The following is a 15,038-nucleotide window of genomic DNA, read 5'->3' as shown; positions in this document are numbered from 1 at the left end:
TGAAGGCAACGAGAGTAAAAAGCGGAGGGACATGTTATATGGGCAAATTGGTCATTTGCGATCATCCTTTGATTCAACACAAAGTGACATTAATTCGTGACAAACGCACGAATACGAAAGATTTCCGGGAACTGGTGGACGAAGTGGCAACCTTGATGGCGTATGAGATTACGCGCGAGCTGCCGCTGCAGACCATCACGGTGGAGACACCGGTGGCTGAGACGGAAAGCAAAATCATTGCGGGGCGGATGCTTGGTATCATACCGATCCTTCGTGCGGGGTTAGGCATGGTGGAAGGCATCGTCAAGCTGATTCCCGGCGCCAAAATTGGACATGTCGGTTTGTTCCGCGACCCGGAAACCTTGAAACCAGTAGAATACTACACCAAGCTGCCTACGGATGTGCACGAGCGCGCGCTTATCGTCATTGATCCGATGCTCGCAACAGGCGGCTCGGCCATTGCTGCCATCGATGCGCTGAAGAAACGCGATTGCACGCAGATTAAGCTTGCATGCCTAATCGCCGCGCCAGAAGGTGTCAAGGCAGTGCAGGAGGCGCATCCGGATGTGGATATTTACCTGGCAGCATTGGACGAGCGTCTGGATGATCACGGTTACATCGTGCCTGGATTGGGCGATGCAGGAGATCGTCTGTTCGGCACGAAGTAACAATATGTTTAGACTACGGAGGATTAGAAGATGTCCAAAGTGAAAGTAATGACGGTGTTCGGTGTGCGCCCCGAAGCGATTAAGATGGCGCCGCTCATCCTGGAATTGCAGAAACATCCGGAACAAATCGAGTCCATCGTGTGCGTCACGGGCCAACATCGTCAGATGTTGGACCAGGTGCTCGATGTATTCAGCATCAAGCCTGATTACGACTTGAACATCATGCAGGCGAGCCAGACGCTGAATGACATTTCGATTCGGGTGCTGCAAGGATTGGAGCCGGTGCTGCGGGAGGCGAAGCCGGATATCGTGCTTGTGCACGGAGATACGCTCACCACCTTCTTGGCTAGTTATGCCGCATTTTTGCAGCAGATCCAAGTTGGGCACGTCGAGGCAGGATTGCGGACATGGAATAAAATGTCGCCGTATCCGGAAGAAATGAACCGGCAATTGACCGGAGTATTGGCAGACCTGCATTTCGCGCCTACCGATTGGTCGGCAAATAACTTGAGACACGAAAATAAGAAAGATTCATCGATATTTGTCACAGGCAACACGGTAACAGATGTGTTTCAATATACAGTACGATCCGATTACACGCATGAAGTGCTCGATTGGGCACAGGGCAAGCGGCTCGTGCTGATGACGGCTCACCGCCGTGAATCGCAGGGAGAACCGCACCGCAATATATTCCGCGCCGTGCGCCGCATAGCGGACGAGTTCGAGGATATCGCCATCGTGTATCCGGTCCATCTTAGTCCGGCAGTTCGTGAACCGGCCTATGAGATGTTGGGGGATCACCCGCGCATTAAGCTGATTGACCCGTTTGATGTGGTGGACTTTCATAATTTTTATCCTCATACGCATCTCATACTTACCGATTCGGGCGGTCTCCAGGAGGAAGCACCGTCATTTGGCATACCGGTGCTCGTCCTTCGCGAAACTACCGAACGACCGGAAGGCATCGATGCAGGCACATTGGAACTGGTCGGTACGGAAGAGGAGATGGTGTATGAGCGTACAAAGGCATTGCTGTCGGATGAATCAACCTATGCAAGGATGAGCAAAGCCGCCAATCCATATGGAGACGGCAAAGCGTCGCAACGCATTGTCAGTGCGATTCTTCACAATTTTGGACTGCAGGCGGAGCGTCCGGAGGCTTTTCACACAACGTTCACAATTTGATTTCAAGCTGTCTTCTAGAGCATAACGTTCCAGCATACAGTGATACTGTACGGTTTGCGCGGATTTTTGCGACATCAGAAGGCAAAATACATCGTTTTCATCCTTATAAATACAGGGTTTTTATGAATTGACAAAATCTCGTATTGTTAAGTAAAATGAATGGGAATTATTAGCCTATGAAAACGCCGAAACGCAATGAAAGCGCTTGGCTGACCGCCCTTAGTATTGGTGGGGCAGGTGTTATGCTTGCCGTGTACATCATCATCGGATACTTTGCGGGGAAGTGGCTGGCGCAAGTGTTGGACGGGCCAAAGATTTGGCTTGCCGCAGGAATGATATCCGGGATGTGCCTCGGTATCGTGAACATCATCTACTTTGTCAAAAAGTTCATGGGGGAACAAGATGAATGATATGACTTCGATTGTCCATGCCGTGACCAGGGTGGCGTTCATCCTAATGTCGGTGTTCCTTCTCGTATGGGCTTTTTCACCGGATTACCGGCCTTACGCTGCCGGCTTGACGCTGGGAACGGTCGCCGGCTTAATTAACGCGCGCTATTTGTCGATGAAAGTTAGACAGCTTGCCGAACTCGCCGTAAGCCAGGAGCGGAAGCGGTACAACCTTGGACTCGTAACGAGAATGTGCATCGTGCTGTTGGCAGTCATGATTGGCATAAAGTTCGAGCAGGTGTCGCTTGTGTCGACAATTGCGGGGTTGATATTTATGCAAATATTGACAATTTCCGTAAGCATCATTATGGAATGGAAAAAAAGTGAATAAGCAGCTTATTGGAAAGGGGTGAACACATTGCATTCAGCACCGATTATCGAGGTTTTGGGACTGCGCCTTGATCTATCTATCATCCTAACGCTTCTCATCAGTATGACTATCGTCTTCGTGCTAGCCCGTCTGGCCGTTCGCAACTTGTCGGTAGAGAACCCTTCCAAATTGCAAAATTTCATGGAATGGGTCGTCGAGTTCGTGCACGGGATTATAGGAAGCGCCATGGATTTGAAGAAGGGCAGGGCTTACGTCTCCTTAGGAATGACGCTCATCTTGTTTATTTTCGTATCCAACTTGTTGGGCCTCCCGTTCGCGGTCATTACGGAAGCGCATCATCCGCAGACTATCTTCGGACAGGAAATTACGACGACAAGCCAGCAAGTATTCGACCAACTGGTTGCCAAGGGCAAAGACCCGCATGTTGAGCTGCTCTGGTACAAATCGCCGACGGCCGATATTTCCGTAACATTCGGTCTGGCCTTTATCGTTTTCTTGCTGGTCCATTACTTGGGCTTGAAGCACAACCGGAAACATTACTTGAAGCATTACGTGGAGCCTTTCCCAGTCTTCCTTCCACTCAATATCGTGGAAAATCTGGCGAAACCGGTCGCTCTCGGCATCCGGCTATACGCCAACATTTTCGCTGGGGAAATTCTGATAACTACGCTCGTCGGAGCAGGGGTATTCGGCTTGCCGTTCCTTGCGGCATGGCAGGGCTTCAGTATTTTCATCGGCGCCTTGCAGGCCTTTATCTTTACGATGCTGACGATGGTATACATCGCGCAGTCAAGCATACATGAAGAACATTAACAAACTCTGCCGAACCGCCCCTTAGGGTATTTCGGATGAGACATATAAACAATGCTAGATTACAATAAACAGTTTTGAGGAGGACTTTTCTAATGGAAATGTTAGCAGCAGCAATTGCAGTAGGTTTGGGCGCATTGGGCGCCGGTCTTGGTAACGGTATGATCGTAAGCCGCACGGTGGAATCGATCGCCCGTCAACCTGAAGCGCGCAACATGTTGCAAACAACAATGTTTATCGGTGTCGGTATCGTCGAAGTTATCCCTCTCGCAGCTACAGTTATCGCGTTCTTGGCAATGTTCTCTTAATACGAATAGACAAACGGTTTGGCGGGGAAGGCCGATGCCATCCGCGCCTTCGTTTTGTTAAATGAATGAGAACGTGCCAGTTCCTGTGCTTGTCTTATTCATTGAATCGGAACGGTGTCATGTCCATATACAAACAAGACTTCCGTTTCTGATTGGGACCCGCACTTCACGTTAACGGAAAGGAGTGACTGTAGTGAACTTTGTTTGGGAAAATTTCGTGTTTGCGATTGTTGCTTTTTTAATCCTATATTTATTGCTGAGAAAATATGCATTCGGGGCGTTGTTCGACGTCATGGAAAAACGCCGCGCGCTTGTGCAGCAGCAAATGGATGAAGCGGCTAACAGCCGCACACAGGCGCAGACTTTTGTGGAAGAACAGAAGCAAGCTCTTGCTACAGCGCGCAAGGAAGCGTACGACATTATTGAGCAAGCGAGACAAACTAGCGCGCGGCAGGCAGATGATATCATTGCTGGCGCCAAAGAAGAATCGGTTCGCTTGAAAGAAGAAGCGGCCCGCGATATCGAAAGCGAAAAGAACAAGGCGGTGGCTGCGCTTCGCAACGAAGTGAGCAGCATGTCCGTTGCGATTGCTTCCAAAATCTTGGAGAAACAAGTGGATGAGAAGGAGCAAGAGCAATTGGTTGGCCAATACCTGAAAGAGGTAGGGGACAAACAATGAGCCAAGAAATCGGAATTGCCAAGCGTTACGCCAGAGCGTTGTTCGAGCTTGCCGAGGAACGCAAGTCCATTTCGGAAACCGAACAGCAACTGAAGGAAGCCGCTCAATTAGTATCCGGCAACGAGAAGCTGCATGTCTTGTTGACATCGCCGAATGTTGTGTTGGCGGACAAAATCGGGGTGCTGGACATTGCGCTCAAAGAACAAGTCTCCGACATCGTATTCAATACGCTGCAGCTGCTTATTGAGCGCGGCCGCATCAACATTTTGCATGAGGTGGTCGACAGTTACATTCGGATTGCAGGCGAAGCGATCGGGCTGTTGGACGCTTACGTGACAACGGCTTATCCGTTAAATGAGACGGAGAAGCAAGCGGTTGCCGCAGAGTTCGGTCAAAAGCTGGGCAAGACCATCCGCATTCAAAACGAAGTCGACGCATCCATCATTGGCGGCATGCTCGTCCGCATCGGGGATCGCCTGTATGACGGCAGCTTGTCCGGCAAGTTGAAACGCTTGAACAAAACATTGAAATCTCAAGCATAGTAGTTTTCATATATAGCACGGTAGAATGGGGTGAAGCGAATTGAGCATCAGACCTGATGAAATCAGCACGCTGATTAAAAGTCAAATCGAGAAGTACAAATCGGAAATCGAAGTGGCAGAAGTCGGCACTGTCATTAATGTCGGTGACGGTATTGCTCGCGTGCACGGATTAGAGCAATGTATGTCCGGCGAGCTGCTCGAATTCTCCAATGGCGTTATGGGGATGGCACTCAACCTGGAAGAGAACAACGTAGGTATCGTTATTCTTGGACCATATAAAGATATTCGCGAAGGAGACCAAGTGAAGCGAACGGGTCGCATCATGGAGGTTCCTGTCGGCGAGGCGCTTCTTGGCCGCGTTGTCAACCCTCTTGGTGAACCGGTCGACGGCAAAGGTCCGATTGCGACGACGGAATTCCGTCCAGTGGAAGCGAACGCTCCGGGCGTTATCGATCGTAAATCTGTTCACGAGCCAATGCAAACGGGGATTAAAGCGATTGACTCGATGGTACCAATCGGCCGCGGTCAGCGTGAGCTCATCATCGGTGACCGTCAAACGGGTAAGACGACGATTGCCATCGATACAATCATTAACCAAAAAGGCAACGGCGTAAAATGTATATATGTCGCTATCGGCCAAAAGCAATCCACGGTTGCACAAGTTGTGGAAACGCTGCGCCGTCATGGCGCATTGGATTACACGATCATCGTGACCGCATCTGCATCCGAGCCGGCACCGCTTCTGTTCTTGGCGCCATATGCAGGCTGTTCGATGGGCGAGTACTTCATGTACAAAGGCGAGCACGTACTCGTTATCTATGACGATTTGACGAAGCAAGCCGCGGCTTACCGCGAACTTTCCTTGCTGCTTCGCCGTCCGCCGGGTCGCGAAGCGTATCCAGGGGACGTGTTCTACTTGCATTCCCGCTTGTTGGAACGCGCAGCGAAGTTGAGCGATGAGAATGGCGGCGGTTCTTTGACGGCATTGCCATTTATCGAAACGCAAGCTTCTGACGTATCGGCATATATTCCGACGAACGTCATCTCGATTACAGACGGGCAAATCTTCCTGGAAAGCGACCTGTTCTATTCGGGTCAGCGCCCGGCGATTAACGTCGGTATTTCCGTTTCCCGTGTCGGCGGTTCCGCACAGATTAAAGCAATGAAGAAGGTTGCGGGCACACTTCGTCTCGATCTGGCCCAATACCGCGAATTGCAGGCATTCTCCCAGTTCGGTTCCGACTTGGATAAATCGACGTTGTCGCGCTTGAACCGCGGTGAACGCCTGATGGAAATCCTGAAGCAAGGTGTCAACCAGCCGCTTCCGGTCGAGAAGCAGGTCGTCAGCCTGTATGTTGCGACCAAAGGTCATTTGGACGAGATTCCGGTTCAGGACATTCATCGCTTCGAGATTGAATTCCATGCTTATCTGGAAAGCAACCAAGCAGGTATTTACGAATCGATTCGTGACACGAAAGATTTGGTAAAAGAGAACGAAGACGCATTGGTTGAAGCTGTAACGAAGTTCAAGAAAAGCTTTGCCGTGTCGGTGTGATAGATAATGTTATGACAGCCGGGAAGCCGGACGGTCTCCCGGTAGCATGACGAAGAAGTCCGCTTTGCCCTGCGCAAAGTGCTAAAGGCAGGTGAGATGGAAGTGGCCAAAGGGATTCTCGAAATCAAACGCCAAATCAAGAGCGTGCAGAGCACGAAGCAGATTACGAAGGCGATGGAAATGGTCGGTGCGGCCAAATTGCGTCGAGCACAGGCGAAGGCGGAAGCAGCTCGTCCTTATGCGGATAAGCTGAAAGAAGTCGTATCCAGCATTGCGGCAGGCACGCAAGGGATTTCCCACCCGATGTTGCAGAAACGCCCGATTAAGAAGACGGGGTATCTCGTCATCACGTCCGACGGCGGCTTGAAGGGCGGTTATAACGCCAACGTGCTTCGGAAGGTGATGCAGACGATTCAAGAACGTCAACAGACGAAGGATGATATCGTTCTGTTCGTAATCGGACGGAAGGGTCGTGATTACTTCCGCAGAAGAGGATTCACGATCGTGGAAGCCGTGACGGAATTGCCGGATACACCTACATTTGCTGACATTAAGTCAATTGCATACAATGCCGTGAAATATTTCGAAGAAGCACAGTACGATGAGCTCATTTTATTCTATAACGAGTTCGTGAACGCCATCACTCAAGTACCGGTGGAAAAGCGTCTCTTGCCGCTTGATGACGAAGCTTTCAACGGAACGGTAACGTCGTATGAGTATGAGCCTTCAGCGGAAGGTGTATTAGGGCAACTGTTGCCGAAGTACGCCGAGACGCTCATTTACAGTGCGCTGCTCGATGCGAAAGCAAGCGAGTTCGGCGCGCAAATGACGGCGATGGGCAATGCGACGAAGAACGCGACGAAGATGATTAGCTCGCTTACGCTCGTATATAACCGTGCGCGACAAGCGGCGATTACGCAGGAAATTTCGGAAATTGTAGCTGGTGCGAACGCTCAAGCTTAATCGGAAATGCATGTTTTTCAGTAGGAGGGAACGAGATGAGTAAAGGACGCGTGATTAGCGTGATGGGTCCGGTTGTCGATATTGAGTTCGAACGTGGACAACTGCCTGAAATTTTGAACGCGATCAAGATTGAGCAGAAATCGACGACTGCTGGCGCGCCTGACATCAACTTGATGTTGGAAACATCGGTTCACTTGGGTGACAACGTAGTGCGCTGCGTTGCGATGTCTTCGACAGACGGCTTGATTCGCGGCATGGAAGCGACAGATCTGGGCGCTCCGATTACGGTACCAGTAGGCGAAGTAACGTTGGGCCGTGTGTTCAACGTGCTTGGGAATGCTATCGATAATGCGGGTGACGTCGTAAGTGAGACGATGAGCCCGATTCATAAAGAAGCTCCACAGTTCGACGAACTTTCGACACAAGCGGAAATTCTCGAAACAGGCATCAAAGTTATCGACTTGCTCGCGCCGTATGTAAAAGGCGGTAAAATCGGCCTGTTCGGCGGTGCCGGCGTAGGGAAGACGGTAACGATTCAGGAACTTATCAATAACATCGCGCAGGAACACGGCGGTATTTCCGTATTTGCGGGCGTCGGTGAACGTACGCGCGAAGGTAATGACTTGTATCATGAGATGAGAGATTCCGGCGTTATCAACAAGACAGCCATGGTATTCGGCCAAATGAACGAACCGCCAGGAGCGCGCTTGCGCGTTGCGTTGACGGGTCTCACGATGGCGGAATATTTCCGTGACGAAGAAGGCCGCGACGTGCTCTTGTTCATCGACAATATCTTCCGCTTTACTCAAGCGGGATCCGAAGTATCCGCTTTGCTCGGCCGCATGCCGTCCGCGGTAGGTTATCAACCGACGCTGGCTACGGAAATGGGTCAATTGCAAGAACGGATTACGTCCACGAAGAAAGGTTCCGTTACGTCGATTCAGGCGATTTATGTCCCTGCGGATGACTATACTGACCCGGCTCCAGCTACGACGTTCGCCCACTTGGACGCAACGACGAACTTGGAGCGTAAAATTTCCGAGATGGGTATTTTCCCAGCGGTTGATCCGCTCGCGTCCTCATCCCGGATTTTGACGCCGGACATTGTTGGCGAAGAGCACTACAATGTTGCACAGGGCGTTAAACGTCTCTTGCAGCGCTACAAAGAACTGCAAGACATTATCGCGATTCTCGGTATGGACGAGTTGTCGGAAGAAGATAAGCTGACCGTTGCGCGTGCACGCAAAATTCAGCGCTTCTTGTCCCAGCCGTTCCACGTAGCCGAGCAATTTACAGGCATCAAAGGGAAGTATGTACCGGTCAAAGAAACGGTGCGCAGCTTTAAAGAAATCTTGGAAGGCAAGCATGATGACCTTCCGGAAGCAGCTTTCTTGTACGTAGGCACAATCGAAGAAGCTGTTGAGAAATCGAAGACGCTGTAAGCGGCTTGACGTGAAACGGGCTGTCTAACGCCAACGGCGGCAGACAGAACGGAAGGAGGAAACCTCAGTTGAGCACCTTTTTGTTGGAAATCGTTACACCGGAGCACAAAGTGTTCGAACAGCAGGTGGACATGATTAGCGTCAAGGGCGTCGAAGGTGATCTGGGTATTTTGGCGAACCATATTCCAATGGTTACTCCGCTGCAAATTGGTCCGATGAAGATCAAAGAAGGCGGCAAAGAACATTGGATTGCGGTTCACGGTGGATTTGTCGAAGTGCGTAAAGACAAAGTCGTCGTGCTTGCGGAAAGCGCTGAAATGCCAGAAGAAATCGATGTGGAACGTGCCAAAGCAGCGAAAGCCCGGGCGGAACAACGTCTGGCGCTGGCTGCGCGGAGCAAGCAGGATTCCGTTGACTTCCGTCGTGCGGAATTGTCGCTCCAACGTGCCGTGACGCGGATTAAAGTGTCGCAAAGACAATGGTAACATGCCTTTGGCATTAGTAAGGGATTGTCCCCTAAGCAGAATGTTCTGCTGCGGGTACAGTCCCTTTCTTTGTTAGGCGGGAGTTACATGTAATACAAGAACCGGGTTAGGCTTCTTCTGTACAGCGTTCCCCGGTTCTTGCCTTAAAATGTATGATTTATCACGTGTTGAGCTGAAGCGCGTTGTGCAGCATCACGGCTGCCTCCGCGCGCGTTGCCCGATGAAGCGGCTTGAGCTTGCGGTCTTCATAGCCCCCGAGTATGCCGTGGGCAATGGCGGTGTACACATCCTGTTCAGCCCACCCGGATAGCAAATACGTATCTGTAAACCGTTTGTATGGTTGGGCCAACGAACGTTTCGGCAGATGCGAAGCTTTGACTAGCATGACCGCCATCTGTTCGCGTGTAATCCAATCGTTCGGTCCATACGTATTCTCATCGTAGCCTTGAACGATACCGTAGGATTGCGCCGTGGCGATAGCGTCCTTGGCCCAATGCTTGGCTGTATCCGGGTAAACGCGGCCAGCGCGCGGCTTAAGCTTGTATGCGCCAACGATCATTTGCGCGAATTCGGCTCGTGTCACCCGGCGATTGGGGCGGAACGTGCTATCCTCATAGCCGCTAACGGTGTGATCGGCGACAAGCTGCCCAATGGTGCTCTCTGCCCAGTGCCCGCGAATGTCCCTAAGCGGTTCATGGGAGGCGACCGGTGGAGTGTAAGGCCCGATTCCTCCCCCTGGCAATGCCGGGCTCGCCACGTCTGCGATGAAGTAGCGCCGTCCGTACATATCGAATTGAGAAACAGCATTGACCTTCCCCTGCAGCAGCGGCTCGGTGAGCTGAAGAGTCTGACCATCCCATATGTAATCATTCTCCCACAACGGAATGACCAGAATTGCTTCTTCATCCTTGAGCTGTGCTTGGAAGCGATTGGGCTGAACAGCGACGGTCTTATTGCGCAGCTGAACCGAGCCTGACAGCACGTCCACGCTTCCGGTAACTTCATGCAGCACTGTGCCCGGAATATCGCTGCTCTTGTAGAATCCGTTCCAACGCGCCCCATTGCGTGTTCCGCCAGCAGGCAGCGCGAGCAATGGTTTCTTTGCATCTTCGTAGCCGCTAATGTATAAGCTCATGCTGTCTGACACCGTTTGGTTCAGTCTTTTTGTCATCTCCTTGGCCGCGCCTGCAATCTCTGCCGGCAATGACTGCCATTCGGCAGACTGGGACGACAGCAGCGTTCTTGCGGGTTCGGTGCCATTATAGGCGGCTTCACGCCAATCGATACCGGCCTCATCGGCCAACAATGCTGTCCACAATGTGACTGCACGGCTTTCATCCACCAAGGAGGCAAGGTCAGACGGCTTCCATTGCGCAGCTTCCGCACGCAAGGAACGTCTCCATGACGCCACATCACTGGCATCGGGATGAGCGGCTGCATATCGAGCATAATTGCTGACGTAGCTTGCCGCCCCTTCGCGAAGTTCCTCGTTAACGCGTGCGCGTGAATCGTCAGCGGCATTTTGCTGATATGTGTCCCACCAATATTTAGCTTCCTGCAGACGGTTCTTGCGATAAGTTTCATCCAAGACGGCGCTGGTCAACCGATCGATAAGCGCCAATCTGTATTGACGCGGCTTGTCGCTTAAAGGGTATTGGGTTGCGCGCCGTGTGCCTTCACGCGGGAAGCCCAATGTGAGCACTAACTGCTCTGTAGCAAGCCGGAAGGCTCGCTCCTCTTCCGCTTCCGCGCTGGGGCCTTGCAGGCGGCTATCCGGCTTCCGTACGATGACGGCGTGGGTTCCTTGCCATGTCCGTACGCTAACTTGCCCGTAATCGGGCAAGGGCAGAGCGGCCTGATGATCGTTGCCCGCCAGCAGCCGGACGCTTTTTGCTTCGACGGCGTAGACTTGCTGGCCATCCGCGTAGAGGAGTGCCACATCAGACCACGGAACATGCGGCCAGATGTTGTTCAACTGCGGCCATGCCGCGGCGCGAAGCGACTGCAGCCGCTCCGGCACGGAAGCGTCGGCAGCCTCGTTAACGTGAATTCGCCGGGGAGCTTGTCCCTTATCGGTGAGCGACTCGGAATGCGGTCTTGGCTGCGGGGCCTGGCACCCGTTAAACGCCAAGAGGAAAACGAAGAGACAAACGAGCAAGCTTGCCTGCCGCTTGAGCTTTCTTCTTCCATTGGTGTTGTATGCATCCATGTACGCCACTCCTTTTCCGTAACTACTCCATTCTGAGCATCTGTTGCATGTAGTGTGAAGTAGAAACGAAAAACTTATGCGAACGGACAGATTTTCAGCTCCGCTTATACAGGAAAACCGGGAAGACTAGTGCAAGTTTGTCTCTCCGGTTCTGCATGGTTATCATATGTTGTTGCTTGGTGCACGAAGAAAACTTAAGATTGAGAACATTAAGAGCTAATGACTTTAAAGATTAACGACTTCAAAAGTTAGTAGCATTAAGGTTTAAGCACAACCTCAGCTTCGGCCCTTTTCATATGCATTTGATAGAACGCATCGCCGATCGTTTGCGGATCGAATGGTGTATTCGGCTGAACGAATCCGCATACCGTTAGAGTGCCGGCATACAATCCATATTCTTTGAACTCCTCGTGCAGACTGAGCGCCAGGCTGCGGAGCGCAGATTTGCCGATGCCGAGCGATGCCAATGCCGCGGTCGGACGCAGACCCTGTCCGCCACCGGTAAGCAGCACAGAGCCTGTGCCCCGGGCCTTCATGCCGGGCAGTACGTGCTGAGCAGCCGTCAATGCCCCGATCACGTTCACTTGCAGGTCCTCTGTCAATTGCTCCGGCACCACTTCGGAAGGCAGTCCGGGTGTATGTGCAGATGCGTTATAGACAAGCACATCAGGAGTGCCCCATTGCGTTTCCAAATGCGCCAACGTGTCTCTTAACGCCTGCTCGTCTCCAGTATGGGCAACCGCGCCTGCAGCTTCTATATTCATTTCACGTAAAATATCCTGCATTTGCGACAGCGTCTGTGCCTCGCGCGTAATTAGCATGGTGCGGTATCCCCGCTGTCCGAACGACTTGGCAATGCCGAGTCCGATACCGCATCCTGCGCCGACGATCCAAATCATCGGTTGATTCATTTCCTTCAGCCCCTTGTGATGTAATCCAATAAGTAAGAGGTTGTTCAAAAGTCACATTTTCGATCCTATTGAACACGCACCATTAAGTATTGTAAACCGAAGGGGCAGGCAAGTTCAAAATCATTTTTCACATTTCCTAGAAATGGACGATCCGCTCTACTTGCTAAGTCTGGCAAGACCTGAAAGTCCCTCAAGTGCGGTGAATGAACCCGGACTTGGTGCGCAGGAAGCCATTCGGGAGCGTGTCCAAAAATTGAAAAATATTGCTTGACGGCAGGGGGAGAAGCTTTTATAATGAAGACAGTTAATATTGATAATCATTCTCAAATGAATGGTCGTCATATTAAACATCAGTGTCGAAATCCCTTCTTCTTGGTTATTTTGTTTTGCAGTAGGTTCGTTAATTGTAGGTAGTTTCCTCATCCTCCGTGAGCTGTGGCACGTCCGCAGCTCCTTTTTTTTGTGCAGAAAGTCCGCAGTTCTTACAAAACATTCAATTAACTTCTGCTAGAGGTTGTTCAAAAAGCCCCCCTTTTTGAACACGTGCTTCTAGTCGCCGATGCATGTGAATAGTTATATATTGAATAAACCATGTCATTCTCAAAAAAAAGAGGTAAAAGGTGGCAGGAATTGCATAGACGGGGTTGGTAGGTTTTGTTATAATTGTGGCGGGTTTATTACAAATTGCACAGTTTTCTTGCAAAATGTTAGCTGCTGCGACGGAGGGGATGTCTTTGGAGTACATCAACAATTACGTCATTGTGGCCATTTTTGTCGGGCTGGGTATTTTCCTGCCGGTGGCCGCATTGACTGCCGGTCGATTATTGCGGCCGAAGAAGCCTACAGAAATGAAACAGACGACTTATGAAAGCGGTAACGATCCGGTCGGTGTCGGACAAGTCCGGTTCAACATCCGGTACTACTTGTTTGCGCTTATGTTTGTCATTTTCGACGTGGAAACCGTTTTCTTGTACCCGTGGGCGGTCGCTTATAATCAATTGGGATTGTTTGCGCTCGTCGAGATGTTGATTTTCGTTGGATTGCTGTTGGTCGGTTTAATTTATGCCTGGAAAAAGAAGGTGCTTCAATGGAACTCTCATTAGAGTCAATCACGCCGGAAGAACGGCAAGAGCTAGAACGCAACGTGTTCTTTGGCACGTTGGAGCAGTTGAAGGCATGGGCGAGAAGTAATTCATTATGGCCTCTGACATTCGGGCTTGCATGCTGCGCCATCGAGATGATGGGGACTGGAGCTTCGCATTACGATCTGGACCGCTTCGGCGTCATTTTCCGGACGTCCCCCCGTCAGTCGGACTGCATGATTGTGTCGGGAACCGTCACAAAGAAGATGGGTCCGCTCTTAAGGCGCCTGTACGATCAGATGCCGGAGCCGAAGTGGGTTATTGCGATGGGCTCTTGTGCTACTGCAGGCGGGCCTTATGTCAAATCCTATGCGGTCGTGAAGGGCGTGGATCAGATTGTGCCCGTCGATATTTATATTCCGGGCTGTCCGCCTAATCCCGCCGCGCTGATTTATGGCATTAACAAATTGCAAGAAAAGATCCGCTATGAGGCGAAGACCGGAAAGCGGGTGACCAACTCATGAGTGAAGAACAAAAGGATAAGGAAACGAAACTAGAGAGAACGAACGAAACGTCGGAACCAAAGCCAGAACAATCGGTGCAGCCGGATGTTGCCGTGGAGCAACCTGCGGCTGAGGAAGCGAGGGCAGGGAGCGTCCCTGCGGCGGATGCGCCAGCGTCCGTTGAGTCAGACAAGCCGAAGCGCGCACCGCTTACCGAAGAGGAGAAGGCGGCTCGCGTGAAAGCCGCAGCCGAAGCGCGCGCTGCCCGAGCGAAAGCCTCAGCCGAGGGCGGCACAGAAGCACCCGCCGACAAGCCTGCGCGTATCCGCGACAAGGCAGAGGGGGACCCGGCAGACGCGGATAAGCCGGCACGGCCGGCGCGCGCCCCACGCGCCAAGGCCAACGAAGAGCCGCCGCAGCCGAAGGAGCCGTCGCCTAAGCAGCCGATTCTCGACCGGCTGGTCGCCTTACTTAAGGCGGACGTGGCCGAGGATGCGGTGGAAGATGCCGTCATCAACTATGAGAACGACCATTTGCCTACCGTGACGATTAAAAACGAACATTGGCTGTCCTGCGCGCATTTGCTGCGCCGTCATGCGGATTGGTCATGCGACTATTTACGCAATCTGTCCGGCGTGGACCAAGAAACGCATCTTGAGGTTGTTTACCATATGATTAATTTATCAACGAAGGCAGAAGTCGCGGTTCACGTCAAGGCTGATCGTGAAGCGCCATCGGTTGCTTCAGTGACGCCAATCTGGCCGACGGCGGATTGGAACGAGCGTGAAGCTTATGATTTGCTCGGCATTCAGTTTACGGGACATCCCGATTTGCGCCGCATCATGATGCCGGATGATTGGGTAGGACACCCGCTGCGCAAAGATTACGAGTCGTTGGATTCGGAGGTGTAACCACC

Annotated in this window: 17 protein-coding genes; 15 read left to right on the top strand and 2 right to left on the bottom strand. The window is 51.8% G+C overall.

Going from position 1 to position 15,038, the window contains the following annotated elements; genetic code table 11:
• Window positions 1-38: 38 nt before the first annotated feature.
• The 12 genes from upp to JSQ80_RS08790 all read left to right on the top strand — a co-directional run bounded on the left by upp (window position 39) and on the right by JSQ80_RS08790 (window position 9,417).
• On the top strand, window positions 39-668 hold the full coding sequence (upp, locus tag JSQ80_RS08845) for a uracil phosphoribosyltransferase (protein ID WP_087433947.1): 630 nt from the start codon (window positions 39-41) through the stop codon (window positions 666-668).
• A gap of 30 nt (window positions 669-698) precedes the next feature.
• Window positions 699-1,853: a non-hydrolyzing UDP-N-acetylglucosamine 2-epimerase gene (gene wecB / locus JSQ80_RS08840; protein ID WP_087433948.1), complete on the top strand. Its 1,155-nt coding sequence runs from the start codon at window positions 699-701 to the stop codon at window positions 1,851-1,853.
• A gap of 176 nt (window positions 1,854-2,029) precedes the next feature.
• Window positions 2,030-2,263 (top strand): AtpZ/AtpI family protein, encoded by a 234-nt coding sequence (locus JSQ80_RS08835; RefSeq protein ID WP_087433949.1) that lies wholly within the window; start codon window positions 2,030-2,032, stop codon window positions 2,261-2,263.
• Window positions 2,256-2,633, top strand: coding sequence for an ATP synthase subunit I (locus JSQ80_RS08830; protein ID WP_087433950.1), 378 nt, complete (start codon window positions 2,256-2,258; stop codon window positions 2,631-2,633). The genes JSQ80_RS08835 and JSQ80_RS08830 overlap by 8 nt, the downstream gene beginning before the upstream one ends.
• 27 nt (window positions 2,634-2,660) lie before the next feature.
• Window positions 2,661-3,446: a F0F1 ATP synthase subunit A gene (atpB, locus tag JSQ80_RS08825; RefSeq protein ID WP_206095041.1), complete on the top strand. Its 786-nt coding sequence runs from the start codon at window positions 2,661-2,663 to the stop codon at window positions 3,444-3,446.
• Window positions 3,447-3,538: 92 nt separating this feature from the next.
• Window positions 3,539-3,751, top strand: a complete 213-nt coding sequence (gene atpE, locus JSQ80_RS08820; protein ID WP_087433952.1) for a F0F1 ATP synthase subunit C — start codon at window positions 3,539-3,541, stop codon at window positions 3,749-3,751.
• 193 nt (window positions 3,752-3,944) lie between these two features.
• Window positions 3,945-4,430: a F0F1 ATP synthase subunit B gene (atpF, locus tag JSQ80_RS08815; protein WP_087433953.1), complete on the top strand. Its 486-nt coding sequence runs from the start codon at window positions 3,945-3,947 to the stop codon at window positions 4,428-4,430.
• Window positions 4,427-4,972, top strand: coding sequence for a F0F1 ATP synthase subunit delta (locus JSQ80_RS08810; RefSeq protein ID WP_087433954.1), 546 nt, complete (start codon window positions 4,427-4,429; stop codon window positions 4,970-4,972). Before atpF ends, JSQ80_RS08810 begins: the two co-directional genes overlap by 4 nt.
• Before the next feature lie 40 nt (window positions 4,973-5,012).
• Window positions 5,013-6,527: a F0F1 ATP synthase subunit alpha gene (gene atpA, locus JSQ80_RS08805; RefSeq protein ID WP_087433955.1), complete on the top strand. Its 1,515-nt coding sequence runs from the start codon at window positions 5,013-5,015 to the stop codon at window positions 6,525-6,527.
• 102 nt (window positions 6,528-6,629) lie between these two features.
• Entirely contained in the window at window positions 6,630-7,490 is an 861-nt protein-coding gene (gene atpG / locus JSQ80_RS08800) for an ATP synthase F1 subunit gamma (RefSeq protein WP_336245718.1), read from the top strand.
• Window positions 7,491-7,525: 35 nt separating this feature from the next.
• Window positions 7,526-8,932, top strand: a complete 1,407-nt coding sequence (gene atpD / locus JSQ80_RS08795; protein WP_087433957.1) for a F0F1 ATP synthase subunit beta — start codon at window positions 7,526-7,528, stop codon at window positions 8,930-8,932.
• A 68-nt stretch (window positions 8,933-9,000) separates the two neighbouring features.
• Window positions 9,001-9,417, top strand: coding sequence for a F0F1 ATP synthase subunit epsilon (locus JSQ80_RS08790; RefSeq protein ID WP_087433958.1), 417 nt, complete (start codon window positions 9,001-9,003; stop codon window positions 9,415-9,417).
• A 160-nt stretch (window positions 9,418-9,577) separates the two neighbouring features.
• Here the strand turns inward: JSQ80_RS08790 and JSQ80_RS08785 are convergent, their stop codons facing one another.
• Complete coding sequence (locus tag JSQ80_RS08785; RefSeq protein ID WP_206095039.1) at window positions 9,578-11,626, bottom strand: S-layer homology domain-containing protein; 2,049 nt, start codon at window positions 11,624-11,626, stop codon at window positions 9,578-9,580.
• Between the two features lie 257 nt (window positions 11,627-11,883).
• Complete coding sequence (locus JSQ80_RS08780; RefSeq protein WP_206095038.1) at window positions 11,884-12,537, bottom strand: SDR family NAD(P)-dependent oxidoreductase; 654 nt, start codon at window positions 12,535-12,537, stop codon at window positions 11,884-11,886.
• A 728-nt stretch (window positions 12,538-13,265) separates the two neighbouring features.
• Here JSQ80_RS08780 and JSQ80_RS08775 point away from each other — a divergent pair.
• Genes JSQ80_RS08775 through JSQ80_RS08765 form a run of 3 tightly spaced genes read left to right on the top strand, consistent with a single transcriptional unit; the run spans window position 13,266 to window position 15,033 of the window.
• Window positions 13,266-13,640 (top strand): NADH-quinone oxidoreductase subunit A, encoded by a 375-nt coding sequence (locus JSQ80_RS08775; RefSeq protein WP_036705696.1) that lies wholly within the window; start codon window positions 13,266-13,268, stop codon window positions 13,638-13,640.
• Window positions 13,625-14,143, top strand: a complete 519-nt coding sequence (locus JSQ80_RS08770; protein WP_087433961.1) for a NuoB/complex I 20 kDa subunit family protein — start codon at window positions 13,625-13,627, stop codon at window positions 14,141-14,143. Before JSQ80_RS08775 ends, JSQ80_RS08770 begins: the two co-directional genes overlap by 16 nt.
• Window positions 14,140-15,033: an NADH-quinone oxidoreductase subunit C gene (locus JSQ80_RS08765; protein ID WP_206095037.1), complete on the top strand. Its 894-nt coding sequence runs from the start codon at window positions 14,140-14,142 to the stop codon at window positions 15,031-15,033. Before JSQ80_RS08770 ends, JSQ80_RS08765 begins: the two co-directional genes overlap by 4 nt.
• Window positions 15,034-15,038 lie beyond the last annotated feature (5 nt).

The organism is Paenibacillus apiarius (genome assembly GCF_017052585.1).
Lineage (GTDB): Bacteria > Bacillota > Bacilli > Paenibacillales > Paenibacillaceae > Paenibacillus_B > Paenibacillus_B apiarius.
Note: the sequence above shows the minus strand (reverse complement) of the source record. Positions and strands in the feature narration are given on the sequence as shown.

Bases quoted from the DNA above. Each gene is read 5' to 3' on its own strand.
- JSQ80_RS08830 (WP_087433950.1), top strand. From the start codon at position 2,256: ATGAATGATATGACTTCGATTGTCCATGCCGTGACCAGGGTGGCGTTC.
- JSQ80_RS08770 (WP_087433961.1), top strand. From the start codon at position 13,625: ATGGAACTCTCATTAGAGTCAATCACGCCGGAAGAACGGCAAGAGCTA.
- upp (WP_087433947.1), top strand. From the start codon at position 39: ATGGGCAAATTGGTCATTTGCGATCATCCTTTGATTCAACACAAAGTG.
- JSQ80_RS08810 (WP_087433954.1), top strand. From the start codon at position 4,427: ATGAGCCAAGAAATCGGAATTGCCAAGCGTTACGCCAGAGCGTTGTTC.
- wecB (WP_087433948.1), top strand. From the start codon at position 699: ATGTCCAAAGTGAAAGTAATGACGGTGTTCGGTGTGCGCCCCGAAGCG.
- JSQ80_RS08835 (WP_087433949.1), top strand. From the start codon at position 2,030: ATGAAAACGCCGAAACGCAATGAAAGCGCTTGGCTGACCGCCCTTAGT.
- JSQ80_RS08785 (WP_206095039.1), bottom strand. From the start codon at position 11,626: ATGGATGCATACAACACCAATGGAAGAAGAAAGCTCAAGCGGCAGGCA.
- JSQ80_RS08765 (WP_206095037.1), top strand. From the start codon at position 14,140: ATGAGTGAAGAACAAAAGGATAAGGAAACGAAACTAGAGAGAACGAAC.
- atpE (WP_087433952.1), top strand. From the start codon at position 3,539: ATGGAAATGTTAGCAGCAGCAATTGCAGTAGGTTTGGGCGCATTGGGC.
- JSQ80_RS08780 (WP_206095038.1), bottom strand. From the start codon at position 12,537: ATGAATCAACCGATGATTTGGATCGTCGGCGCAGGATGCGGTATCGGA.
- atpD (WP_087433957.1), top strand. From the start codon at position 7,526: ATGAGTAAAGGACGCGTGATTAGCGTGATGGGTCCGGTTGTCGATATT.
- JSQ80_RS08775 (WP_036705696.1), top strand. From the start codon at position 13,266: ATGTCTTTGGAGTACATCAACAATTACGTCATTGTGGCCATTTTTGTC.